Origin of the sequence: Halomonas sp. S3-1-1, from assembly GCF_023757625.1 — a bacterium.
Lineage (GTDB): Bacteria > Pseudomonadota > Gammaproteobacteria > Pseudomonadales > Halomonadaceae > Vreelandella.
This window is the reverse complement of the sequence record NZ_JALGBZ010000001.1, coordinates 612968-635828: the sequence shown is the minus strand read 5'-3', so window position 1 is coordinate 635828 and position 22861 is coordinate 612968. Positions and strand designations below refer to the sequence as shown.

The window sequence follows — 22861 nt, the reverse complement described above, 5'->3', positions numbered from 1 at the left end:
TTCCAACGAAAGCGCGGACACCCATGGCGCCCGCGCTTATCGTCTTCTCAAGGCGCTATCGGTACCTACCGCCTAGCGCTTGTCGGCTCACTCGATCCAGCCGCGCTCACGGTAGTAGCGCTCGGCGCCGGCGTGCAGCGGCGCGGTCAGGCCATCGGAGATCATGTCTTCTTCGTTCAGGTTCTCGAACGCCGGGTGCAGGCGCTTGAAGCGGTCGAAGTTCTCGAACACGGCCTTCACGGTTTCGTAGATCACGTCTTCGTCGACGTTGGTGGAGGAGACGAAGGTCGCCGCCACGCCGAAGGTTTCGACGTCTTCGTCATTGCCGCGGTACAGACCACCCGGAATCACGGAGCGGGTGTAGTACGGATACTCTTCGATCAGCCCATCGATCTCGTCACCGGTGACCGAGACCAGCTTGGCATCAATGGTGGTGGTCGCTTCCTGGATGGAGCCGTTGGGGTGGCCGACGACGTAAACCATGGCGTCGATGTTGTTGTCGGAAAGCGCGGCGGCCTGTTCGGCGGCGTCGAGCTGAGAGGCGAGCGCGAAGGTATCTTCGTCCCAACCAAAGGCGTCCATGACGACGTCCATGGTGTTGCGCTGACCAGAACCGGGGTTACCGATGTTCACACGCTTACCCGGGAAATCGCTGATGTTCTCGATACCAGCGTCGGCACGGGCGACCACGGTGAGCGGCTCGCCGTGCATGGTGAACACGGCGCGCATGTCTTCCCACGGACCCTCTTCTTCGAAGTTGGCTTCGCCATTGTAAGCGCGGTACTGCACGTCGGACTGCACGACGCCCATGTCCAGGTCGCCGTTTTTCATGCCGTTGACGTTGGCGACCGAGCCGCCGGTGGACGGCGCGTTACAGCGAATGTTGTGCTCTTCGCTGCCGCGGTTGACCATGCGGCACACCGACTGGCCGACGACGTAGTAAACGCCGGTCTGACCGCCGGTACCGATGGTGATGTAGCGTTCCTGGGCAACCGCCGGGCTTGCAAAGCTTGCCGCGGCAATCAGCGCGCCTGAAAAGGCAGCGGTCGAAAATACATGGCGCTTCATGGGCACACCTCGTTGTCTTTTATGAGATCGTCTTGAGTGAGATCGTCTTTTATGAGCATCGTCTTACATGACACTGTGCGCGTTGAACCACCCGTTCGGGGTCCCCTGAGTGTTTCCGTTCAAAACGCTTGAGCGTCAATCGTTTAACTCTTTGCAGTCACTCTGCCGTTTTGCGGCCGAGGCTCGTTTACTTTAGCGAAAAAATAACGACTTGGCGAAAAAAGAGCGCGGGCGGCCTCGACCAGCGCCTACCCCGTGCGCCCCACACATTCCACCAGGCGCAGCCCCTTGCGTTGGCTTTTAGCGCCTGAAATTCTTTTAGCCAGCGCTTTCACTGAGTATATGAAGTCTGCTTACAAACGCACGTTTAGCGCCGCGCGCATTTTAAACGCTAGCGTTTCCAAGCGCTGACGCCGCGTCATACGTTGTAGCCAAGCACCGTCGGCAGCCAAAGCGCTATACCGGGAAACAGCGCCACGATGGCCATCGCGCAGGCCATGGCGGCAACGAATACCAGCGCCCACCCCAGCGTGTGCTCGAGGCGGATCTTCGCCACTTCCGTAGTGACCATCAAATTCACCGCCACCGGCGGGGTGAACTGACCAATGGCGATGTTCATGGCCAGTAAAATGCCGAACCACACCGGGTTCCACTCGAAGTGCTGCATGACCGGAATCAGAATCGGCATCAGGATCAAATAGATCGAAATGGCATCGAGTAGCATCCCGGCGATCAGCACCGCCAGCATTACCAGTACCAGCAGCAGCGCGCCGTTGTCGGTCAACCCGATCATCCACTCCGCCAGGTGGCGGAAGGTACCGAGCATGGTGCCGGCCCAGGCGAACACGCCGGCCAGCGCGATGATCAGCATCACTACGCCAGAGATGATCGCCGCCTCGCCCAAAAGCGCCCAGAGATCCTTGAGTGAGAGCTCTCGGGTGAGAAAGAGCCCAACCAGAGTGCCGTAGGCGACCGCGACCACCGCCGCCTCGGTCGGCGTGAACAGCCCCGAGCGCAGCCCGCCGAGAATCAAAACCGGGGCGAACAGCGCCGGCAGCGCCTGTTTGAACGCCGCGCCCACGCTTAGGCGCTCGGCGTCGCTCTCGGGCGTGCTGCCCTCCCAGCCGTAGCGTTTGGCCAGCAGCATCGCTGGTATCAGCAGCGAAAGCCCCGCCAGAATGCCGGGGAAGAGCCCGGCGGCGAACAGCGCGCGAAGATCCACGCCGGGCACCACGATCGAGTAGAGAATCAGCGCCACCGACGGCGGAATCAGAATTGCGGTGGAGGCGGACGCCGCGATCAGCGTGGCGGAAAACGGCTTGGGGTAGCCCGCTTTCGTCATGCTCGGCAGCATTACCATCGCCACCGCCGCGGCGTCGGCAGGCCCTGAGCCGGACATGCCGCCCATGATCATGCACACTAGCACCGCCACTAGCGCCAGGCCGCCGTGGCGCGGGCCAATTAGCGCCTGAGCGAAGCGCACCAGGCGCAGCGCCACGCCGGAGCGCTCGAAGATCAGCCCGGTCAAAATGAACAGCGGAATGGCGATCAGCGGGTACTTGGCGATGCTGTTGTAGGTGTTGGTGCCAAGCGTTGCCAGCATATCCGGCGAGAGCCCAGTGACGATGCCGACCGAGCCCGCCAGCGCCAGCGAAAAGGCCACCGGCACCCCGGCGATCAGGAGCCCGGCGAAGGCGAGCAGCATCCAGATATCAGGGGTCATCGCGCAGCCTCCCACTCAGCCGCTCGCGGGTCTGCTGTACGAGGCGCCAAAGCATCAGCGCCGAGAGCACCGGCAGCCACACCAGATACCACCACTGGGGCAGGCCAAGCCCGGGCGAGAGCGACTCCCACTGATACTCCTGAAAGGCGAGCTTGCCGCCGTACCAGGTGATCAGCGCCAGCACCAGCAGCCCGCAGGCGCCCTGAAACAGAATCAGCGCGCCGCGCCATTTTTCGGGCAGCATGCGCTCGAGAAAGCTGATACGAATATGACGGTTGCGCCGGAGTGCCACGCTGGCGCCGGCAAAGGTCAGCACCACCAGCAAAAATACGGAAAACTCTTCGGTAAATGAGAACGAGCCGCCGGTCAGGTAGCGCGTTACCACGTTACCCTGGCTGATGAGCGAAATGACGATCAACGATAGCGAGCCCAGCCAACGCTCGAGGCGCGCATCGGAAAATTCTTGCATGGTAGCCTCTAAAGGGTAGCGCTACCGGCTACAGCCGGTAGCGGATCAGGCGCTTAGCGCGCATCGATGGCCGACTGCGCCGACTCCATGAGCTCCTCGCCGATGCGCGGCGCCCATTTTTCCATGACGTTTTGGGTCGCCTCGCGAAACGCCTGGTACTCGTCATCGCTTAGCTCGGTGACGGTGACGCCGCGCTCCTCGATCGCCGCCAAACGCTCGCTCTCCTGCTCGCGGGTCATATCGATTTCCCAGGCACCGGCCTCTTGGGCAGTTTCGCGCAGCATGGTTTGCTCCTCTTCGCTGAGTGAGCTCCACACCTGCTGGTTGACCGCGAAGATCAGCGGGTCATTCATGTAATTCCAGAGCGTCAGGTACTCCTGGCCGACCTGGTCGATACGCGCGGCGTCGAACACCGACAGCGGGTTCTCCTGGCCGTCGACGGCGCCGGTGGTCAGCGCGGGCTGGGCGTCAGTCCAGCTCATCTGGGTCGGGTCGGCGCCGAGCGCGGCAAAGGTGTCCTGGAACAGCGGCGAGCCGACCACGCGGATCTTCAGCCCGTCGAGGTCGTCCGGGGCGCTGATCGGGCCACTGGAGTTGGAAACCTGGCGAAAGCCGTTCTCCCCCCAGGCCAGCGGCACGATGCCGCGAGACTCGATCGCCTCGAACACCATCTCCCCCGCCTCACCCTGGGTCACGGCGTCGACGGCGGCGACATCGGGGATGAAAAACGGCAGCGAGAACAGATTGAGCTCTGGCACCTGGGGCGACCAGTTGATGGTCGAGCCTACCGCGGCGTCGATCAGCCCGGAGCGCATGGCGGAGAACTCGCGGGTCTGATCACCGGAGACCAGCTGCGAGTTGGGGTAAACCCGCAGCGTCAGCTCGCCGTCGCTGCGCTCTTCCAAAAGTTCGGCCCACTTTTCTGCTGCCTGCCCCCAGGGGAAGGCGTCGGATAGCACCGTAGAAACGGAAAGCTCGCGCGCCTGGGCGGAAACGGCCAGCGTCAAAAGCGCGGCACCGGTCAGGCCCAGGCCTGCGCGGGAGAGGTGGCGTGTCAGCGTCATGAGGATTCCTTTTTATCTGGTTTTTATAGGGGATGTGAACGAGGCGCGGCGGTCGTTGGCCCACGCAGCGCCTCGCCTATTGTAGGCACTTGAAGGGCGAAGGGAAGAGAGCCGGGCTGTTATGATGGTGAAGCCTCTTTTAATCACCCTCTTTTCAACGACAGGACACTGCCGTGCCGCTACGCGATTTACTTCTGGGCCTTCTGGTCATTGCCATCTGGGCGCTCAATATCGTCGTCATCAAGGTCGGCGTGGCGGAACTCCCGCCGCTTTTCATGACCACGCTGCGCTTTGCGCTGGTGGCGCTCATTCTGGTGCCCTTCTACCCGGTGCCGCGCGCCCAACTGCCGTTTCTGCTGCTGTTATCCGTCACCTTCGGCACGCTGCACTTTGCCATGCTGTTCATCGGTTTGGGCCAGTCCGAGGCGGGCACCGGGGCGCTTTTGGTACAGATGGGCACGCCGTTTGCGACGATTCTGGCGGTCATCTTTCTCAAGGAGAAGCTGGGGCCGAAGCGGCTGGCGGGACTGCTGCTATCGTTTGCCGGCGTGGTGGTGCTGGCGGGTGGCCCCACGCTGCCCGCTCCGCTGCCGCTGGGCATTCTGCTGTTGAGCGCGCTGGGTTGGGCCGTGTCGCAGCTTTTGATCAAGCGCGGCCCAAACATCGCACCGCTGGCGCTGGCGGGCTGGATCGCGCTGTTCGCAGTGCCCCAGGTCGCGCTCGGCTCCTGGCTCTTTGAGAGCGGGCAGTGGCAGGCCATTCGCGCGGCAGGGCTCGCCGGCTGGGGGGCAGTGTTTTACACCGCGGTGATGTCGTCGATTCTCGCCTACGGCATCTGGTACGCGCTGCTACGCCGCCACCCGGTCAACAAGGTGGTGCCGATGACGCTATTGGTACCGGTGCTGGCGGTAGGGCTGGGAGCACTGTTGATGGGCGACCCCCTGGGCGTGCACAAGCTTGCCGGCGGCGGCTTGGTGGTCGCCGGGGTGGGATTGATTCTGCTGCGTTTCCAAAAGCGCCGCCCGGCGCCTTAAAACCTCGCCGGGCGGTCGATCAGGCGTCGGGCCGGCAGAAACCGGCCAGCGCCGGCACAGAAACGCAGTCGCCCACCTCAATACCGCGCGCCTCGAAGTAGCCAGCGTTGACCTCAAGCGCCGAAGTGAACGCCGCGCCCGCCGGATAGGCCGGACACTCGCGGGCAGCCTCGGACTCACATGGCGGCATGGTGTTGATCGCCACGATCCGCCCCTCACCGTCGATAAAGGCGATATCCAGCGCGATCAGCGTATGGAACATCCAGAAGGCGTTGCCCGCGGGCTGCTCACGCTCGAAGCGAAACAGCATGCCGCGCTCCTCAGGCAGATGCTCGCGCCCCATTAGCCCTTTCTGGCGCTGCGAGATCGTCTCCGCCACTTCGACATCCAGGCGGTGCGGGCCCTGCTCGGTGTGAATGGTTAGCGGAAGCGTCCCGGCCTCCTCTGCCGCCGCTTTCGCGGTGTCGGGCTCGGCGGCGAAGACGTTGAGGGCGGGGGCAGCCACGCCGGCGACGAGCGCCGCCCCCAGCGCGGCCTTGATGAGCTTACGACGCGACAGGTTCATGAGGCGCTCCCGTTAGTACGCGCATGCTCGTCAGTGATCGACATCACCTTCATGGTATTGGTGCCGCCGTGGGCGTTCATGTGATCGCCGCGCGTCAGGATGACGTGATCGCCGGGACTTGCCACTCCGTGGCTGACCAGCATCTCGAGCGCGCGGTCGTTGAGCTCGGTCGCGCTCATCTGTGAGGTATCGAACGGCAGCGAAACCACCCCGCGGTAAAGCGCCATGCGCCGCTGGGCGACCGGGTTGTGGGCCAGGCCCACGATCGGAAGACCGGAGCTGATGCGCGAGGCGATTAGCGGCGTATAGCCAGAGGCGGTCATGCAGGCGATCCCGACCACGCCTTTCATATGGTTAGCGGCGTACATCGCCGAAAGTGCGATGGTCTCGTCGGCTTGGGTGAAGCCTTCGTGGATGCGGTGGCCAGACTCCTGAACGGTGCGCTCGCGCTCGGCGCCCAGACACACGCGCGCCATCGCTTCGATGGTTTCGACCGGGTAGTCGCCGGCGGCGGTTTCGGCCGAGAGCATCACCGCATCGCTGCCATCGAGCACGGCGTTGGCCACGTCGAACACCTCAGCGCGGGTCGGAAGCGGTGCGGCGATCATGCTTTCCATCATTTGCGTAGCGGTGATCACCGCGCGGTTGAGCGTGCGGGCGCGCTTGATCATGCGCTTTTGCACGCCAACAAGTTTGGCGTCGCCGATCTCCACGCCCAGATCGCCGCGAGCGACCATCACCGCTTCCGAGGCCTCGATGATGCCGTCGAGCGTGGCCTCATCCGCCACCGCCTCGGCGCGCTCCACCTTGGCGACCAGGCCGATCTCGGCGCCCTCGTCACCCAGCAGACGCCGGGCTTCCTGCATGTCCGCGGCCGAGCGCGGAAACGAGATCGCCAGATAATCGACGCCGATCTCCACGGCGGTCTTGAGATCTTCCTTGTCCTTATCGGTCAGCGCCGGCGCCGAGAGCCCGCCGCCCTGCTTGTTGATGCCCTTGTGGTTGGAGAGCTTGCCGCCGACCACGACCTCGGTATGCACCTGCTGGCCCTCGACACGGGTGACATCGAGCACCACGCGGCCGTCATCGAGCAGTAGCCGGTCGCCGGTCGCCACGTCCTGGGCAAGCGTCTTGTAATCGCAGCCCACCCGGTCCGCGTCGCCGGCGTCGCTGTCCATCGCCATATCGAGCACGAAGGACTGGCCCTCCTGGAGCACAACTTTGCCTTCCTTGAAGCGCGCTATGCGAATCTTCGGGCCCTGCAAATCGCCAAGGGCAGCCACGCTTCGACCCAGCCGCGCGGCGATATCGCGCACGCGCGTCAGCCGGGCGCGGTGATCGTCGGCGGTGCCGTGGGAGAAGTTGAGGCGCACCACGTCCACCCCCGCCTTCAACATGGCTTCGAGAACGCCTTCCCGGTCGCTGGCGGGGCCGAGCGTGGCGACGATCTTGGTACGGCGAATGGGCGGTGCAGTGCGCTGGCTCATGGAAGTCCTGTTCGGTGGTGAAGTTGGCTAACAGCTTAGCAAATTAATGTGACGAACAGCCAAACGCCCCGCAGCTATTCGTCGGGGCTGGTCATCGGGGCTATTCATCAAGACTCACGACGATATCGAGGGCAAATTCGTCGCAGTTATCGCCCTCCCCGCCCCGGTCGACCACCAGGAACTCGCCTTCTTGGGTCAGTACCGAGTTGATCGCGTGCCAGGTGCCCGCAGCGTAGTTCACCCCCTGGCGGCCGTCGGTCACGAACGCGCGCACATCATGCGGGTCGATCGTTTCACCCTTGGGTGCCACCACGACGATAAAGCGCTCGCCGTGCAGCGGCATAAAGGCCTGGCTGCCCTGGGGGTGGCGCTCCAGAAAGGTGAGCTTTAGCGGCAGCGTCACCGGCTGGCTGACGAAAATATTGATCAACGTGTGGGCGTTCTCGCCAAGGGTTTGTACCCGCGCCAGGTCGTGGTGGCGCTGGGTGCGCCCGGCGTTGATCGCAAACGAGGGCGACGTTCGGGCGTCGATCACCTCGCCAAACGGGGCGAAGGTTTCCGCGGTCAGCGGCGCGGCGGTCAGTTCGAGCATATCGGGCTCCTTTAGCCGGGGCGGATGAATTAAAACTTGAGCGCCGCGTGGCGGTTCACATCCTTGTACAGCAGGTAGCGAAACGGGCCCGGGCCACCGGCGTAGCAGGCCTGCGGGCAGAAGGCGCGCAGCCACATGAAATCGCCAGCTTCCACCTCGACCCACTGCTGGTTCAGGTGATACACCGCCTTGCCTTCCAGCACGTAGAGGCCGTGCTCCATGACGTGAGTTTCGTCGAAGGGAATGACGCCGCCGGGCTGGAAATTGACGATGGTTACGTGCATGTCGTGGCGGATATCCGCCGGGTCGACGAAACGGGTGGTCGACCAGCGCCCGTCGGTGCCCGGCATCTCATTGGGCAGGATCTCCTGCTCGTTGGTCACAAACGCGTTGGGCACGTCGATCCCCTCGACATACTCGTATGCCTTGCGAATCCAGTGAAAGCGCACCGGCTCCCGGGTCTCGTTGCGCACCTGCCAACTGCTGGCCGGCGGAATGAAGGCGTAGCCGCCGGGCGCCATGACGTGGCGCTCGCCTTCGAGGGTCAGCGTGAGCTCGCCTTCGACCACGAACAGCACGCCTTCGGCTTTCGGGTCGAGCTCGGGCTTGTCGCTGCCGCCATCCGGCTGTACTTCCATGATGTACTGCGAGAACGTTTCGGCGAAGCCCGACAGCGGGCGCGCCAGCACCCAGGCCCGGGTGCTTTCCCAAAACGGCAGGTTGCTGGTCACGATATCGCGCATCACCCCTTTCGGGATCAGGGCAAACGCCTCGGTGAACACCGCCCGGTCGGCAGTGAGCTGAGTTTGCGGCGGATGGCCGCCCTTGGGGGCGTAGTAGTTATTGGACATTGTTGACTCTTTTTAACAGGAAAACGGCGAACTCATCTTGTATACAAGATTTGCTCGCCGTAGTGAAGCGTTCGGGCACCTCCAGCCTGCGCGCTTAAAAGTTGTCGCCTTCAGTGCCGTTTATCGAGGGTATGAAAATTTAAAGCACAGCGGAGATGAACTGCTTGAGTTCGGGGGTTTTCGGCTCGGCGAACAGCTCGGCCGGTACGCCCTGCTCGTGAATGCGCCCTTGGTGCATGAAGACTACGCGGTCGGCGACGTCTCGGGCGAAGCCCATCTCGTGGGTGACAAGAATCAGCGTCATCCCCTCCGCCGCTAGCGCCTCCAGCACGCGCAGCACTTCACCCACGAGCTCCGGGTCGAGCGCCGAAGTCACTTCGTCGCACAGCAATACCTTGGGGCGCATGGCGAGCGCGCGCGCAATGGCGACCCGCTGCTGTTGACCACCGGAAAGCTGGGCCGGGAAGACGTCGTACTTGTCGGACAATCCCACCTTGGAGAGCACTTCGCGCGCCAGGGGTTCGACATCACTACGCGCTTGACCGCGCACCACGATCGGCGCCAGGCAGACGTTTTCCCCAACTGTTTTATGAGGGAAAAGGTTGAAGCTTTGAAACACCATCCCGACGTTTTCGCTCAGCGCCTTGGGCGACATGGAGCCCGCGTCGAGCTCCTTTCCCGCAATCGTAATAGACCCTTGGTCGTGCTGCTCCAACTGATTGAGACAGCGCAGAAGCGTGCTCTTACCCGAACCGCTGCGACCGATGATGGCAATGACTTCGCCTTGTGCGACATCGAGGTCGATACCCTTAAGCACCTGCAGGTCGCCAAAGGCTTTATGAACGTTATCAACGCAAACCAGCGTCATAGAGCTTTTTCTCCAGATAGCGCGCGTAGCAGGACAGAGGGAAGCAGAGCGCAAAATAAAGAAGGGCCACCAGCGCGAAAATGGTGAAGGGCTCGAAAGTGGCATTGTTGAGCATAGTGCCGGCCTTGGTCAGCTCGACGAAACCGATGATCGAGGCAAGCGCCGTGCCTTTAACGACCTGGACCGAAAACCCCACCGTGGGCGGGACCGACAACCTCAGTGCCTGTGGCAGAATCACGTGGCGCATGCTCTGGTAGTAGTTCATACCGAGTACCCGAGCGGCATGCCACTGCCCCTTGGCGACCGCTTCCAGACAGCCGCGCCAGATATCGCACAAGAATGCGCTGGTAAAAAGCGTCAGCGCAATGGAGGCGGCAAGCCAAGCGGAAATCGGCTGGCCCAGCGCCGCGGCACCGAAAAAGATCAAAAACAGCTGCATCAGAAGCGGCGTGCCTTGAAACAAATCGACGTACAGCGCCGTCAAATACTGAAGCCAGCGCTGGCTCGACAAGCGCAGAAAGGTCAAGATGAGCCCGACCACAGCGCCACCGGCGAACGCGATCAGCGACAGCACCACGGTCCAGCGCGCTGCCAGCAGAAGATTGCGCAGAATGTCCCAAAAGGTAAATTCGATCACCGAGTTTCTCCTCGCTGATAAGCGAATACCCGGCTACCTACCAGCATGAAGGCGCGGCGCAGGCCGAAGGCAAGTAGTAGATAGACCAGCGTAATCAGCAGATAAACCTCAAAACTTCTGAAGTTACGCGACTGAACGAAGTTGGCAGCGTAGGTCAGATCGAACACCGAAATTTGCGATACTACCGCCGAGCCGAGCATCACGATGATCGCTTGACTGATTAGCGATGGATAAACCCGTGCGAACGCAGGCACCAGCACGATATGGCGATAGCTTTGCAGCGCCGACATGCCTAGCGCGCGACCGGCTTCGAGCTGTCCTTTGGCCGTAGCGCTAATACCCGCACGCAGAATCTCGGCGCTGTAAGCGGCCAGATTAAGTGTCATGGCGATGAACGCCGCAGTGATCGCATCGATCTTAATGCCCAGCCCAGGCAGGCCGAAAAAAATGAAAAAAAGCTGCACGATGAACGGCGTATTCCGAGTGACTTCGACGTAAGTGCCTAGCCCGCGGCGAAGCCAAATCTGACCGTGCGCTCTCAAGTAAGCTACCACTACGGCGAGCATGATCCCCGCCAGCGTGGTGACGACGGTCAATACGACCGTCGTGAGAAGCCCTTTCAGCAAGTCGCTGGTGTAGGGCAAAAGCGTGAGAAAATCCAAGGATCCCATGGTGCCACTCAGCTACCGAAACCATCAGGCAGATCGGCGCTGAGCCAGCGCTGGGAAAATTCGTTTAGAGTACCGTCCTTAAGCGCTTGGTCGATCAGGCGATTAACCTCGGCTTGAAGCGCCGGCTCGTTTTTGTTCATGCCTACATAGCAGGGAGAATCCTTGAGCTGATAGATCAGTGAAGGCGCGCGGTTGCTATTGCGTTCGGCGATTTCGGCGGCGACCAGGTTCCCCGTGGCAACGTAGTCGACCTGTCCGGACAAAAACGCCGAAATAGTGGTCGCATTGTCCTCAAAGCGCTGAATAGTCGTGGAGTCCGGGGCAATATTGGAGAGTTCCATGTCTTCTACCGCGCCCCGCGTCGCGCCTATGGTCATGCCGGCAAGTTCTTCCGGCGTATCGAGTCGCTCATCCGGGTCGGCACTGAAAACGCCCAGGAAAAAAGGCGCGTAGGCATCCGAGAAATCAATCGCCGCTTCACGCTCGGCGTTCTTACCGAGACTTGAAATCACCAGATCGGCTTGGCCGGTTTGCAGGTAGGGTATGCGGTTGGCGCTTGTCACGGTGATCAGTTCGAGCGTAACCCCCATCTCGTCTGCCAAGTAATTCGCCATATCGATATCATAGCCGCGCGGCTGAAGATCCGGGCCAACCGAGCCGAAAGGTGGAAAATCCTGGGGCACCGCGATCCGAATGGTGCCACGGGATTCGATGTCTTCGAGCGCATCGGCGCTTGCGGTGGCGCTGCCCCCCAGGCCGCCAAGCCCTAGAACTGTCGCCACGCCGGTAGCGACGATACCGGACTGAAGACGCTTGACTAGGCTTAGCCCACCATTTTGGATGCTCTGCTGAATCGCTTTCACGCTGCTCTCCTCATGTACCGGTCCCCTTTAACGTCGAGTCGCTAAAGCTACGGTGAAAAAATCGTTTCATGAACGAGTTAAAGAAACTTTCGTTTCACATGCAGCAATAAGGAGACCAGTCGAAACAAAAAATTATTTAATTAATTAGTTAAGAGCAAAAAGAACGGTTTTTTAAGTCATTAAATACGAAATGCCATCGCATCGATGCCAGTAAACGGTGCATCGTGTAATGCCCAAGCACTATTATTGACACGCGTCCCAATCGACGCTCATCACCGCAGCCTCGAGCTCATCGAGTTCACTATAACCGTCGCTGATCTGGCTGATGCGTTCACGTCCTTGAGCGAGGCGCTGATGCAATACTGAATTGGCCAGCAGGCAGATCAGGCTGTTGGCTGTAGCGTAGCTGTCAAAAGCCGAAAGACTTTCGAGCGGAATTTCGAAAAACCAGTTGGCGCGAGCGGCCATGCCTGCAGCGGTCGGGTCACCGATCAGTAAACAGCGGGCCGGTGAGCGTAACAACGCTTCCACCAGTTTGGACAGCCCGCGAGGCCGTCGGCGAAAACCAAACAACACCACGACGTCATCAGCGGTGAGATCGACGATCTCCTCGGCAAGCGACTGGCTGGGCTGCGGGGCCAAGCGCACCTGAGCGCGAGCCTGAATCAGTTGCTGGCGAAAATGCAGCGCCAAGGGGTAGCTGTTGCGAAACCCCATCACCACTACCTGGCGCGCCGAGCAGAGCGCGTCGACTGCGCTTGCTATATCGTCCGTATCCAACCGGCCTAGCCCGCGCTGCAGGTTTTCCTGCTCGCGCTGAAGGTGACGCGCTAGAGCGCCACCTCCCTCTTCCGCCATGGCATCAGATTCGATGACCAGCGGCACACCCAGGTTTCTAAGCTGACGGGCGTGCGCCTTGACGGTGCGAAAGCTCTCGAATCCCAGCCGCTTGAACAAGCGGCTAACGGTGGATTTCGACACGCCGGTCAGCCGCGCCAAATCCGCCGCACTGTAGACGGCCAGATCGTCGAAGTGATCCAGAATAAAGCTCGCCACCCGCTGCTCCTGTGCGCTAAGCGATTCGAACTGGGCGGTGATGCGCTGTCCTATATGGGGTGTCATAGCTCTCCAGGCGGCCAAGTTTAAAGCGCCGGTGCCGGGTGGTGCTCGGCCCAGTGGCGGGCGATGTCCACGCGGCGCGTCACCCAGACGCGGTCGTGGGCTTCGATGTAGTCCAAAAAGCGCTGCAGCGCGCGAAAGCGCCCGGGGCGGCCCAGCAGGCGGCAGTGCATGCCGACGGAGAGCATCTTAGGCGCTTCGTCGCCTTCGGCGTAGAGGACATCGAAGGCGTCGCGCAGGTAGCTAAAGAAGTGATCCGAGGTGTTGAAGCCTTGAGGCGAGGCGAAGCGCATGTCGTTGGTGTCGAGCGTATAGGGCACGATCAGGTGATTGTGGTCGCTGCCCTGGCTGTCGGTCACGCGGCTCCAGAACGGGAGGTCGTCGCCGTAGTAGTCGCTGTCGTACAAAAAGCTGCCTTCGTCGACTACCAGCCGCCGGGTGTTGGGGCTGTCGCGGCCGGTGTACCAGCCTTCGGGCTTCTCGCCGTACAGGCGCTCGAAGATATCCATCGCCTTTTGCAGGTGGTCGCGCTCGATGTGTTCGGGCACTTCCTGGTAGTGGATCCAACGGTAACCGTGGCAGGCGATTTCGTGGCCCAGTTCCTTGAAGGCGTGGGCGACGTCCGGGTGACGCTCCAGCGCCATGGCCACGCCAAATACGGTCAGCGGCAGGCCGCGGCGCTCGAATTCGCGCAGGATGCGCCAGACGCCCGAGCGCGAGCCGTACTCGTAGATCGATTCCATGCTGAGATGGCGCGAGCTATAGCTCGCCGCCCCGATGATCTCGGAAAGAAACTGCTCGGAGCCGACGTCGCCGTGCAGCACCGAGTTTTCCCCTCCCTCTTCATAGTTGAGCACGAACTGCACGGCGATTTTCGCCTTGCCGGGCCAGTTGGCGTGGGGCGGCGTTTGCCCGTAGCCCACCAGATCGCGCGGATAGAAGCTGGCGGTCTGCTCTTTCGTGGACATCGTGGTATCTCCCTGATTGTTGGCGGGACTTCTTTGTATACAAGGTAAACAGTTCGACGTCCGCTCGCAACGCGCCGGCGGCCCGTCGGCTTTTATACGTCTGGTTTTAACGCCTTATCGAAGCGCTTATACCGTGCTTTAGGGCGTTTGGGTCTTACACTATGGTTCAACGTTAAAAGGGTTGCGCCGTGATTTAAAGCGCCTTATTTTCGTATACAAGATGACTTTTAATCGTTTACCTGTGAGTCGCTCAACGTGCATATACGCATCATCAATCCCAACACGACCGCCTCGATGACCCAGGCCATTCATCGCGCCGCCGAGGCGCTGAAAAGCGAGGGCACGACGCTGAGCGCCACGCAGCCCGAAGCCGGGCCGGTATCGATCGAAAGCCATTTCGACGAGGCGGTGAGCGCCGTGGGCGTGGCCGAGGAAGTGCTCAAGGGCGAGCGCGAAGGCGGGATCGATGCCTATATCGTGGCCTGCTTCGGCGACCCGGGGCTTCTGGCCGCCCGCGAGCTGACTCGCGCGCCGGTGATCGGCATCGCCGAGGCCGGGTTTCACTTGGCGACTCTGATCAGCACGCGCTTTTCGATCGTCACGACCCTGGGGCGCACCGGCATCATCGCTGAGCACCTTCTGGAGCAGTACGGTTTCAGCCACCACTGCCGGCGTATCCGCGCCGCGGAAATTCCGGTGCTCGATCTCGAACACGACCCGGACGCGGCGTTCAAGCGCATCGTCGCCGAGTGCTGCCGTGCTCGCGACGAGGACGGTATCGGCGCCATCGTACTTGGCTGCGGCGGTATGGCCAACTTGACCCAAGCGATCAGCCGCGAGGTGGGCCTTCCGGTCGTCGAAGGTGTCAGCGCCGCGTTGAAGCTTGCCGAGTCGCTGGTCGGGCTTGGCCTTCAAACCAGTAAATACGGAGATCTGGACTACCCGCGCCCGAAAACCTTTACCGGCAGGTTCAGCGACTATTCGAACCTCGAGCTGTCGCCGGGCGTTTAGCGCTGACAACCAGACAGCATTACTGAGTAAGCAGTACCGTTCGATCGATAAAAAGCAGCACCCATAACGACAATACGAACACCGTTAGCACGCCACGCCGCAAGCGTCGCCCGAAAATCGGGCAAAACTATAACGTCGAATATCTTGCGAGGACGGTACGATGAACACGTCTGGATTGACCTCAGAGGCGTCACACCCGCCGGTGGACGCCGCTCAAAAAGCGATGGGCGCCGAGAGCCTGGCGCCGCAGCAAACCCGCATCATGGGGCGCGGCTCCTACTTTCTGGCCTGGTTCGGCGGCTGCGTGTCGATCGGCACCTTCGCCATGGGCTCGAGCGTGGTGGGTACGCTCAACCTTCTACAGGCCACCCTTGCCATCGCCATCGGTTGCTTCGTCATCGGCGTGGCGCTGGCCATCAACGGTGCCGCCGGCTACAAGTACGGCATCCCCTTCATGGTGCAGGCGCGCTCCGCCTTTGGCTTCACCGGCACGCGCATTCCGGGGCTCGTTCGCGCGGTGCCCGCCGTGGTGTGGTACGGCTTTCAGAGCTGGATCGGCGCGGGTGCGCTGAACATGGTGTCGGCCACGCTGTTCGGCTTCGACAACCTGGTATTTTTCTTCATCGCTTTTCAGTTTCTGCAGATCGCGCTGTCGGTGACCGGGTTTCAGGGCATCAAGTGGCTCGAGAATATCGGTAGCGCCTTCATTCTGTGCTCGCTGACCTACATGTTCTACGCCACGGTGCAGCGCTACGGCGACGAGCTTTCGGCAAGCCTGTTCACCATGGAGGGCTCCTGGGGCATGCCGTTCTGGGGCGCGACGATGCTGTTTCTCGGCATCTACAGCACCATGATGCTCAACGTCAGCGACTACTCGCGCGAGCATAAAAAAGGCACAGGCGGCGGACTTTTGACCACCATTTACGCCATGTCGATTCTGCCCTGCACGCTGTTCATGGGCTTGATTGGCTACATGGTATCCGAGGCGACCGGCACCGCCGACCCCATCCAGGTGTTCGCCAACGCTGTGGACAACACGCCGCTTCTAATGACCACGCTGTTGTTCATCGCCTTTGCCCAGGTGACCACCAACGTGCTCAACAACGTGGTGCCGCCGACCTACGTGCTGATGGACGTGTTCAAGATGCGCTTTCCAACGGCCTCCATTCTGGTCGGTCTGCTGGCCTTCGCCACCTTTCCTTGGAAGCTGGTGCAGCCGGAATCCGCCGCCGGACTTCAGCTGTTCGTGCAGACCTACTCCGCCTTTCTCGGCCCGATCTTTGCGATTCTGGTGGTGGACTACTATCTGATTCGCCGGCGCACGCTGGATCTCGACAAGCTCTACGACCCGCAAGGCCCCTACAAAGGCGTCAACCTGGCCGCCGTGATCGCCATGGCGGTAGGCATCGTCGCCGCACTCATGTTCTCGGCGGTCTCCTGGTACGCAAGCCTGATTCCGGCGGGCGCGGTGTACTACCTGCTCATGGCGCGCTGGTCCGTTTGCCAGCGCTTTACGCAATAACCGTTTGTTCCACTGCCGCCCTCGGGCGGCCTTTTTATATCGTTTCAATCACAACGCCAAATACCCGCACAGGATGTCACCATGCATGAGCAACCGTCCCCGAGTGGACTCGATATAAAGCGCATCGACCCAAGCCTTTACAATGAAGACCTCGCCCCTTTAAAGCCCGAGGCGCGTAGCTGGGGCGCCTTCGAAATCTTCAACGTCTGGTCCAACGACATTCAGAGTCTGTTCGGCTACACCCTGGCCGCGTCGCTTTTTCTGACCTATGGCCTGAACGGCTGGGCGGTGATGGCGGCGATCATCCTGGCTGGGGTGGTGGTGATGTTTCTGGTCAACCTGACCGGCAAACCGAGCGTGAAGTACGGCATTCCGTTTCCGGTCATGGTGCGGGCGAGCCTGGGAGTGCGCGGGGCCAACCTGCCCGCCATCCTGCGCGCCATCGTCGGGATCTTTTGGTACGGCGTGCAGACCTACTTCGCCTCGACGGCGGTGGCGCTATTGATCACCGCCTTCATCGGTGAGCCGAGCGGGGCAAGCTTTTTGGGGCTCTCCCCGGTGGCATGGGTGTCGTTCGTGATCGTGTGGGTGTTTCAAATCGCGATCTTCTGGCAGGGCATCGAGCGCATCAAGCACTTTTTGAACTGGGCGGGGCCGCTCGTTTACGTGGTCATGCTGGTGCTGATGGGCGTGGTCTGGTACCAGGCCGGCGATGAGCTTTTGCCCGCCATCGGCACCATTTTCAGCGGCAGCGGCGAGCCGGACGGCGGCGCCGTGGCGGCGTTTTTCGCCATCGTCGGCACCATGATCGCCTACTTCGCGGCAGTGGTGATCAACTTCGGCGATTTCACCCGCTTCGTGAAAACCGAGCGCCAGATGAAGCTGGGTAACCTTCTGGGCCTGCCGCTGAACGTAGCGTTTTTCTCCTTCATCGCGCTGATCATTACCGCCGGCACGCTGGTGCTATTCGGCGAGGCGCTGACCAATCCGGCGGATATCGTCGAGCGGGTAGACTCCTTGCCGCTGACCATCGTCGCCGCGCTGACCTTCTTCGCCGCAACCGTCGGTATCAACCTGGTGGCGAACTTCATCCCGCCGGCGTATGACCTGGCGAACCTGTTTCCCAGCAAGATCAGCTTCAAGACCGGCGGTTTGATCACCGCGATCATCGCGTTTTTCGTGGGCGCGCTATGGGTCTCGGTGATCAGCCAGATCGGCGTGCCGGGCTTTGTGAACGCGCTTGGCGCGGTGGTGGCGCCCTTCTACGGGATCATCGTGGTGGACTACTACCTGATTAAGCGCCAGCACCTGAACATGGAGGAGCTCTTCTCTTCCGAGCGAAACAGCGCCTACTACTACACCAAGGGCTGGAACAAGCGCGCCCTGATCGCCTTCGTGGGGGCGGCGGCGTTCTCACTTTCCACCGTGCTGGTACCCGCGCTTTCCGGGCTCGGCGGCTACGGCTGGCTGATCGGTGCCGGTTTGGGCGGGCTGATTTACTATGCGCTGATGCGCAATTTCAAGGCGGCGCCTGCCATCGGCGCCCACCAGACCACCTAAGACGCACACGTTGCGCGTTAGGGTAAGCGCAAAAGCGCCACCGGCCCGGGCCGGTGGCGCTTTTTTACGGATCGATTTATGCTCTGCAACGCCTTTACGCATCGCCTCAGCTGGCGCCATCGCTTAAGAGCATCTTTTCAAAACATCGCTCAAGAACATTGCTTTAGAACATTGCTTTAGAACATTGCTTTAGAACATTGCTTAAGAACGCTATCACTCGCATGAATACGTTGCCATCGCACCAGCAGGAATTCGCCAAAGGGGTCGTCACGCGCTCGGGCTATCGCGCCCTGAGCGATGCCGAAGGCTACGGCGCCGCCTCGAGCGTTGGCGCGGGGAGCGCGTGCATCGCGCTACTCTGGCAGGCGCTCGAGGCGAACGAGGCGCTGTCGCTTTATTCAAACTCGGCGCCGACGCGCCATCCCACCACCGCGGCCGAGCTTGCCGACTGGTGCCAAACGCACTTCCCTGACTGCTACGGCGAGTACCTCGCGCGGCGCACGCTAAAGCACCCGGAACCAAGACGCGGCTTTTGGCGCCGCTTTTTTGGTCGCTGAAAATTTACGCGCCGCCCCGCGTTGCTTATTACCCTGCTTAACGAGGCGCTACGCGGGCCTTTATCAAAGTGCGCTGAGTTTCTCCAGCGTCAGGTGATTGTCGATCTCCTTGATCCGGTCTTCGGTGTGGTGGTTGACGTAGAGCACCGTGGTTTCGCCGCCTTCACAGATTTTCTCGATCAGCGCGAGCACCAACTGGCGGTTCATGTCGTCAAGGCCCAGGCAGGGCTCGTCGAGGATTAGAAGCGGCGGGTGTTTGACCATCGCGCGGGCAATCAGCAACAGCCGCTGGTCGCCGTAGGAGAGCTTGTTGAACGGCTGGTCGGCCCGCGCGCTCATACCCAGCAGCGCCAACCACTGATCGGCGATTCGTTTTTGCTGATCGGTGGCCTTGTTATAGACGCCGATACTGTCATAAAAGCCCGAAATGACGACGTTCCTGCAGCTGGTGCTAACGCGATACTCCCACTGCAGGGCCGTAGAGACGTAGCCGATGAACTGCTTGATCTGCCAGATGCTCTCGCCGCTGCCGCGCTGAAAGCCGAACACGAAAATATCGTTGGTGTAGCACTGCGGGTGGTCGCCCGTGATCAGCGAGAGCACGCAGGTCTTGCCGCTGCCGTTCGGGCCGCTCAGCTGCCAGTGCTGGCCGCGCTCGATCGTCCAGTCGAGGCGGTCGACGATCAGCGCATCGCCGTAGCGGATCGTCGCCTGGGTGAGTTTGACCAGCGGCTGGCTCGGGTCGAGCGCCGGCAGTTGGCTGGCAGGGTCGGCGTCGGGCACGCGCAGGTCGCTGGTTTTCAAATGCAGTAGCTGATAAAGCTCGTTGTAAGCCGCCTCATCCTGACGGTCGACCGTGAACGCCAGCCGCCCGCCTTCGCTACGCTTTTTACTGCCTTTCACCGGCTCAGGACGGTCCTTGTCCAGGTAGGCCACGTGGGTGATGAAATCCGGCATTTCGTCGAAGCGGTTGAGCACCAACACCATGGGCACACGTTCGACGATGGCGGCCAGGTGTGCCTGGAGCATGGCGAGCGTGTCGACGTCGAGCCCGTCGAACGGCTCGTCCAGGATCAACAGCGCCGGCTCGTTGGCCAGTGCGCGAATCAGCATGACCTTGCGGGTTTCGCCGGTCGAGAGCTTGCGAAAAGCGCGCTCCAGCAGCGGCGTCAGGCCGAACTTCTCAACCAGCTCTCCGGCAAGCTCAGCGTCACTGCAGTAATCAAAAATCATCTCCCTGACCGGCGTGCCGAGCGACACTACATCCATGATGTCGGCATCGTCCTTTTTAAGCTCGGCGGCGATAAGCTCGGCCTGCGCCTCGAACGAGACCAGCCCGACGCGCGCGGGAAGCCCGTCGATACTGCCCGTCTCGAGCTTTCCAACGCCGGCCAGCGCCGCCGCCAGCGCCGATTTGCCGGCGCCATTGGCGCCGGTGATGACCCAGTGCTGGCCTGGTTCGATGGTCCAGTCGACCTCGCTTAGGGTGAAGCGATCGTCGAAGCTGATCGTTGCACTGTTGAAGGCAATCTTCGCCAAACGGGTCGAGGGCTCCATGAACGTATTCCTTATTGAGTGGAAAACAAAGTCCGAGTTGACATATTCAGCGACAAAAAAGCCGGGCGTATCAAAAAGATAGCCCGGCTTTTCTCGACTAACGAACGCTTAACCCGGGGTTAAACGATCTTCTTCATGTCGGCCATGTGGCCACGCAGCACGGCGCCAACGGCTTCGACCGGGTGGGCACGCAGCGCTTCGTTGACGTCGATCAGGCGCGCGTTGTCCACGCCGTTATCGTCGACATCGAGGCCCTTGCCGATCACGTCGGACTTGATGCCCTTCATGAAATCCGCCAGCAGCGGTACGCAGGCGTGGTTGTACAGGTAGCAGCCGTACTCAGCGGTATCGGAGATCGTCGCGTTCATCTCGTAGAGCTTCTTGCGCGCGATGGTGTTAGCGATCAGCGGCGTTTCGTGCAGCGACTCGTAGTAGGCGGACTCGGCGATGATGCCCGCCGCGGTCATGGTCTCGAACGCAAGCTCGACGCCCGCTTTCACCATGGCGACCATCAGGATGCCGTTGTCGAAGTATTCCTGCTCGGAAATCGCCATGTCGCCGGCGGGCGTTTTCTCGAAGTTGGTTTCTGCGGTTTCGTCGCGCCATTTGTGCAGGTTGACGTCGTCGTTGGCCCAGTCTTCCATCATGGTGTGCGAGAAGTGCCCGCTCATGATGTCGTCCTGGTGTTTGTTGTAGAGCGGACGCATGATCTCTTTCAGCTCTTCGGCCAGGTCGAACGCCTTGATCTTGGCCGGGTTGGAGAGCCGGTCCAGCATGTTGGTCACGCCGCCGTACTTGAGCGCCTCGGTGATGTTTTCCCAGCCGTACTGGATCAGCTTGGAGGCGTAGCCCGGATCGATGCCCTCTTCGATCATTTTGTCGAAGCACAGAATCGAGCCGGTCTGCAGCATGCCGCAAAGAATCGTCTGTTCGCCCATCAGGTCGGATTTGACCTCGGCGATGAACGAGGACATCAGCACGCCCGCCTTGTGACCGCCGGTGCCCACAGCGTAGGCCTTCGCCAGCGCCAGGCCTTCGCCTTTCGGGTCGTTGGCTTCGTGAACGGCGATCAGGGTGGGTACGCCGAAACCACGCACGTATTCGGCGCGCACTTCAGAACCCGGGCACTTCGGCGCGACCATGATGACGGTCAGGTCATCGCGGATCTTCATACCTTCTTCGACGATGTTGAAACCGTGAGAGTAGGAGAGGCACGCGCCTTCTTTCATCAGCGGCATGACGGCGTTGACCACCGAGGTGTGCTGCTTGTCCGGGGTCAGGTTCAGGACCACGTCCGCGGTCGGAATCAGCTCTTCGTAGGTGCCCACGGTGAAGCCATTTTCCGTGGCGTTCTTCCAGGACTGGCGCTTTTGCTCGATGGCGTCCGGGCGCAGCGCATAGGCCACGTCCAGGCCGCTGTCGCGCAGGTTCAAGCCCTGGTTGAGGCCTTGGGCGCCACAGCCGATGACGACCATTTTCTTGCCCTTCAGCGCCTCGACACCCTCGTCGAATTCAGAGCTGTACATGAAACGGCATTTGGCGAGCTGCTCGAGCTGTTCGCGAAGCGTCAGGGTATTGAAATAGTTAGCCATTCTGGATATCCCGATAAGTGATCAAGCGCGGTCGATGTAGCCACACCGACACGAAAAGTGACCCGGCCGCTCGCTGTTAGCGCCAGCGCCGAGTGGGTAAGACCAATCTACCCAAAAACGATTCTTTCTTAAATTGATATATTTGCAACAGCACATCCCGTTTTTCACAAAACGGGGGTATGATGGCGCGATGAACTTCAAACTCCTCAAACAGTTTCTGGCGCTGGCGGAGACGCTGCACTTTGGCCGCGCAAGCGAGGCGTGTTTCGTGAGCGTCTCGGCGCTTTCGCGCAACATCCGCTATTTGGAAGACGAGCTCGGCGTGGCGCTTTTCAATCGCGACAACCGGACCGTGATGCTGACCCGGGAAGGCCAGAAATTCCTCGAGTACGCCCGCGAGGCCAGCAGCCAGTGGAATTTGATCCGCCACGAGCTCACCGACAACCCCGGGGAGTTGAGCGGTGAGGTCAGCCTGTATGGCTCGGTAACCGCCAGCTACAGCTTTCTACACGAGCTTTTGCGCCGCTTTCGTATCGCCTACCCGGCGATCGAGATCAAGCTGCGCACCGGTGACCCGGAACACGCCATCGCCCACGTGCTGGATGGCAAGGAAGATTTAAGCATCGCCGCCAAACCCGCGCACCTGCCGCGGGGGCTGGCCTTCAAGCCGATCGCCACCTCACCGCTTCTGTTCATTGCGCCGCTGGAGCCGCCCGGGCCGAACGCCCCCACCGGCACGCCGGCCACGCCAGAACAGTGGGCGAGTATTCCCATGATTTTGTCGGAAAGCGGCGTATCGCGCGCGCGGGTGGACGAGTGGTTTCGCAGGCTCGCCATTTCACCGCGTATCTATGCCCAGGTCACCGGCAACGAGGCGATCGTCAGCATGGTAAGCCTGGGATTCGGCATTGGCGTGGTGCCTAAAATCGTGCTTGATAACAGCCCGCTCAGGGAGCGCATTCGCGTGCTCGACGTGGCGCCAACGCTTGAACCCTACGATATTGGCTTGTTTACGTTGAAGAAAAACCTGAAAAACCCGCTGGTCGAGGCGTTCTGGAGCCTGATGTAAGCCTGCTGGCGACG

22 protein-coding genes are annotated in these 22861 nt (G+C 61.1%); 6 read left to right on the top strand and 16 right to left on the bottom strand.

Annotation, left to right across the window (positions count from 1 at the left end):
- Nucleotides 1-87: 87 nt before the first annotated feature.
- The 4 genes from MQW23_RS03075 to MQW23_RS03060 form a co-directional block, all read right to left on the bottom strand.
- A complete protein-coding gene (locus tag MQW23_RS03075) occupies nt 88-1068 on the bottom strand; it encodes a TAXI family TRAP transporter solute-binding subunit (RefSeq protein ID WP_252106341.1) in 981 nt (326 codons plus the stop codon).
- A gap of 418 nt (nt 1069-1486) precedes the next feature.
- On the bottom strand, nt 1487-2791 hold the full coding sequence (locus tag MQW23_RS03070; protein WP_252106340.1) for a TRAP transporter large permease: 1305 nt from the start codon (nt 2789-2791) through the stop codon (nt 1487-1489).
- Nucleotides 2781-3260 carry a TRAP transporter small permease gene (locus MQW23_RS03065; RefSeq protein ID WP_252106339.1) on the bottom strand — a complete coding sequence of 160 codons (480 nt, stop codon included), beginning with the start codon at nt 3258-3260 and terminating at the stop codon, nt 2781-2783. Before MQW23_RS03065 ends, MQW23_RS03070 begins: the two co-directional genes overlap by 11 nt.
- Before the next feature lie 53 nt (nt 3261-3313).
- Nucleotides 3314-4324, bottom strand: a complete 1011-nt coding sequence (locus MQW23_RS03060) for a DctP family TRAP transporter solute-binding subunit (RefSeq protein WP_252106338.1) — start codon at nt 4322-4324, stop codon at nt 3314-3316.
- Nucleotides 4325-4497: 173 nt separating this feature from the next.
- On the opposite strand from MQW23_RS03060, the gene MQW23_RS03055 reads away from it, so the two are divergent.
- Nucleotides 4498-5358 carry a DMT family transporter gene (locus MQW23_RS03055; protein WP_252106337.1) on the top strand — a complete coding sequence of 287 codons (861 nt, stop codon included), beginning with the start codon at nt 4498-4500 and terminating at the stop codon, nt 5356-5358.
- 19 nt (nt 5359-5377) lie between these two features.
- On the opposite strand, the gene MQW23_RS03050 is transcribed toward MQW23_RS03055, so the two are convergent.
- The 10 genes from MQW23_RS03050 to puuE form a co-directional block, all read right to left on the bottom strand.
- Nucleotides 5378-5923 carry a DUF192 domain-containing protein gene (locus tag MQW23_RS03050; protein WP_252106336.1) on the bottom strand — a complete coding sequence of 182 codons (546 nt, stop codon included), beginning with the start codon at nt 5921-5923 and terminating at the stop codon, nt 5378-5380.
- The gene (gene pyk / locus MQW23_RS03045; RefSeq protein WP_252106335.1) at nt 5920-7410 is read right to left on the bottom strand and encodes a pyruvate kinase; all 1491 of its coding nucleotides are present in this window, start codon (nt 7408-7410) and stop codon (nt 5920-5922) included. Before pyk ends, MQW23_RS03050 begins: the two co-directional genes overlap by 4 nt.
- 100 nt (nt 7411-7510) lie before the next feature.
- On the bottom strand, nt 7511-8002 hold the full coding sequence (locus MQW23_RS03040) for an ureidoglycolate lyase (RefSeq protein WP_252106334.1): 492 nt from the start codon (nt 8000-8002) through the stop codon (nt 7511-7513).
- A gap of 29 nt (nt 8003-8031) precedes the next feature.
- Nucleotides 8032-8853 (bottom strand): bifunctional allantoicase/(S)-ureidoglycine aminohydrolase, encoded by an 822-nt coding sequence (locus MQW23_RS03035; protein WP_252106333.1) that lies wholly within the window; start codon nt 8851-8853, stop codon nt 8032-8034.
- 139 nt (nt 8854-8992) lie between these two features.
- Complete coding sequence (locus MQW23_RS03030) at nt 8993-9721, bottom strand: amino acid ABC transporter ATP-binding protein (RefSeq protein WP_252106332.1); 729 nt, start codon at nt 9719-9721, stop codon at nt 8993-8995.
- Nucleotides 9702-10358, bottom strand: a complete 657-nt coding sequence (locus MQW23_RS03025; RefSeq protein WP_252106331.1) for an amino acid ABC transporter permease — start codon at nt 10356-10358, stop codon at nt 9702-9704. The genes MQW23_RS03030 and MQW23_RS03025 overlap by 20 nt, the downstream gene beginning before the upstream one ends.
- The gene (locus MQW23_RS03020) at nt 10355-11029 is read right to left on the bottom strand and encodes an amino acid ABC transporter permease (protein WP_252106330.1); all 675 of its coding nucleotides are present in this window, start codon (nt 11027-11029) and stop codon (nt 10355-10357) included. The genes MQW23_RS03025 and MQW23_RS03020 overlap by 4 nt, the downstream gene beginning before the upstream one ends.
- A gap of 8 nt (nt 11030-11037) precedes the next feature.
- Nucleotides 11038-11892 (bottom strand): transporter substrate-binding domain-containing protein, encoded by an 855-nt coding sequence (locus MQW23_RS03015; RefSeq protein ID WP_252106329.1) that lies wholly within the window; start codon nt 11890-11892, stop codon nt 11038-11040.
- A 243-nt stretch (nt 11893-12135) separates the two neighbouring features.
- Nucleotides 12136-13014 carry a MurR/RpiR family transcriptional regulator gene (locus MQW23_RS03010; protein WP_252106328.1) on the bottom strand — a complete coding sequence of 293 codons (879 nt, stop codon included), beginning with the start codon at nt 13012-13014 and terminating at the stop codon, nt 12136-12138.
- Nucleotides 13015-13034: 20 nt separating this feature from the next.
- A complete protein-coding gene (gene puuE, locus MQW23_RS03005) occupies nt 13035-13979 on the bottom strand; it encodes an allantoinase PuuE (protein WP_252106327.1) in 945 nt (314 codons plus the stop codon).
- A 255-nt stretch (nt 13980-14234) separates the two neighbouring features.
- Here puuE and MQW23_RS03000 point away from each other — a divergent pair, with 255 nt between their 5' ends.
- The 4 genes from MQW23_RS03000 (at nt 14235) to MQW23_RS02985 (ending at nt 18629) form a co-directional block, all read left to right on the top strand.
- On the top strand, nt 14235-14990 hold the full coding sequence (locus tag MQW23_RS03000; RefSeq protein ID WP_264297465.1) for an aspartate/glutamate racemase family protein: 756 nt from the start codon (nt 14235-14237) through the stop codon (nt 14988-14990).
- Between the two features lie 160 nt (nt 14991-15150).
- Nucleotides 15151-16512 carry an NCS1 family transporter gene (locus MQW23_RS02995; protein WP_252106326.1) on the top strand — a complete coding sequence of 454 codons (1362 nt, stop codon included), beginning with the start codon at nt 15151-15153 and terminating at the stop codon, nt 16510-16512.
- A gap of 81 nt (nt 16513-16593) precedes the next feature.
- Nucleotides 16594-18072 carry an NCS1 family nucleobase:cation symporter-1 gene (locus MQW23_RS02990; RefSeq protein WP_252106325.1) on the top strand — a complete coding sequence of 493 codons (1479 nt, stop codon included), beginning with the start codon at nt 16594-16596 and terminating at the stop codon, nt 18070-18072.
- A 221-nt stretch (nt 18073-18293) separates the two neighbouring features.
- Nucleotides 18294-18629 carry a hypothetical protein gene (locus MQW23_RS02985; protein ID WP_252106324.1) on the top strand — a complete coding sequence of 112 codons (336 nt, stop codon included), beginning with the start codon at nt 18294-18296 and terminating at the stop codon, nt 18627-18629.
- 63 nt (nt 18630-18692) lie between these two features.
- On the opposite strand, the gene modF is transcribed toward MQW23_RS02985, so the two are convergent.
- A complete protein-coding gene (modF, locus tag MQW23_RS02980; protein ID WP_252106323.1) occupies nt 18693-20186 on the bottom strand; it encodes a molybdate ABC transporter ATP-binding protein ModF in 1494 nt (497 codons plus the stop codon).
- 119 nt (nt 20187-20305) lie between these two features.
- Nucleotides 20306-21778: a ketol-acid reductoisomerase gene (gene ilvC, locus MQW23_RS02975; protein WP_252106322.1), complete on the bottom strand. Its 1473-nt coding sequence runs from the start codon at nt 21776-21778 to the stop codon at nt 20306-20308.
- A gap of 190 nt (nt 21779-21968) precedes the next feature.
- On the opposite strand from ilvC, the gene ilvY reads away from it, so the two are divergent.
- On the top strand, nt 21969-22847 hold the full coding sequence (ilvY, locus tag MQW23_RS02970; protein ID WP_252106321.1) for an HTH-type transcriptional activator IlvY: 879 nt from the start codon (nt 21969-21971) through the stop codon (nt 22845-22847).
- Nucleotides 22848-22861 lie beyond the last annotated feature (14 nt).

Coding starts and splice junctions, on each gene's coding strand:
- MQW23_RS02995 (WP_252106326.1), top strand. CDS start 15,151: ATGAACACGTCTGGATTGACCTCAGAGGCGTCACACCCGCCGGTGGAC.
- MQW23_RS03035 (WP_252106333.1), bottom strand. CDS start 8,853: ATGTCCAATAACTACTACGCCCCCAAGGGCGGCCATCCGCCGCAAACT.
- MQW23_RS03065 (WP_252106339.1), bottom strand. CDS start 3,260: ATGCAAGAATTTTCCGATGCGCGCCTCGAGCGTTGGCTGGGCTCGCTA.
- modF (WP_252106323.1), bottom strand. CDS start 20,186: ATGGAGCCCTCGACCCGTTTGGCGAAGATTGCCTTCAACAGTGCAACG.
- MQW23_RS03010 (WP_252106328.1), bottom strand. CDS start 13,014: ATGACACCCCATATAGGACAGCGCATCACCGCCCAGTTCGAATCGCTT.
- ilvC (WP_252106322.1), bottom strand. CDS start 21,778: ATGGCTAACTATTTCAATACCCTGACGCTTCGCGAACAGCTCGAGCAG.
- MQW23_RS03050 (WP_252106336.1), bottom strand. CDS start 5,923: ATGAACCTGTCGCGTCGTAAGCTCATCAAGGCCGCGCTGGGGGCGGCG.
- puuE (WP_252106327.1), bottom strand. CDS start 13,979: ATGTCCACGAAAGAGCAGACCGCCAGCTTCTATCCGCGCGATCTGGTG.
- MQW23_RS02985 (WP_252106324.1), top strand. CDS start 18,294: ATGAATACGTTGCCATCGCACCAGCAGGAATTCGCCAAAGGGGTCGTC.
- MQW23_RS03060 (WP_252106338.1), bottom strand. CDS start 4,324: ATGACGCTGACACGCCACCTCTCCCGCGCAGGCCTGGGCCTGACCGGT.
- MQW23_RS03070 (WP_252106340.1), bottom strand. CDS start 2,791: ATGACCCCTGATATCTGGATGCTGCTCGCCTTCGCCGGGCTCCTGATC.
- MQW23_RS02990 (WP_252106325.1), top strand. CDS start 16,594: ATGCATGAGCAACCGTCCCCGAGTGGACTCGATATAAAGCGCATCGAC.
- MQW23_RS03030 (WP_252106332.1), bottom strand. CDS start 9,721: ATGACGCTGGTTTGCGTTGATAACGTTCATAAAGCCTTTGGCGACCTG.
- MQW23_RS03020 (WP_252106330.1), bottom strand. CDS start 11,029: ATGGGATCCTTGGATTTTCTCACGCTTTTGCCCTACACCAGCGACTTG.
- pyk (WP_252106335.1), bottom strand. CDS start 7,410: ATGAGCCAGCGCACTGCACCGCCCATTCGCCGTACCAAGATCGTCGCC.
- MQW23_RS03075 (WP_252106341.1), bottom strand. CDS start 1,068: ATGAAGCGCCATGTATTTTCGACCGCTGCCTTTTCAGGCGCGCTGATT.
- MQW23_RS03040 (WP_252106334.1), bottom strand. CDS start 8,002: ATGCTCGAACTGACCGCCGCGCCGCTGACCGCGGAAACCTTCGCCCCG.
- ilvY (WP_252106321.1), top strand. CDS start 21,969: ATGAACTTCAAACTCCTCAAACAGTTTCTGGCGCTGGCGGAGACGCTG.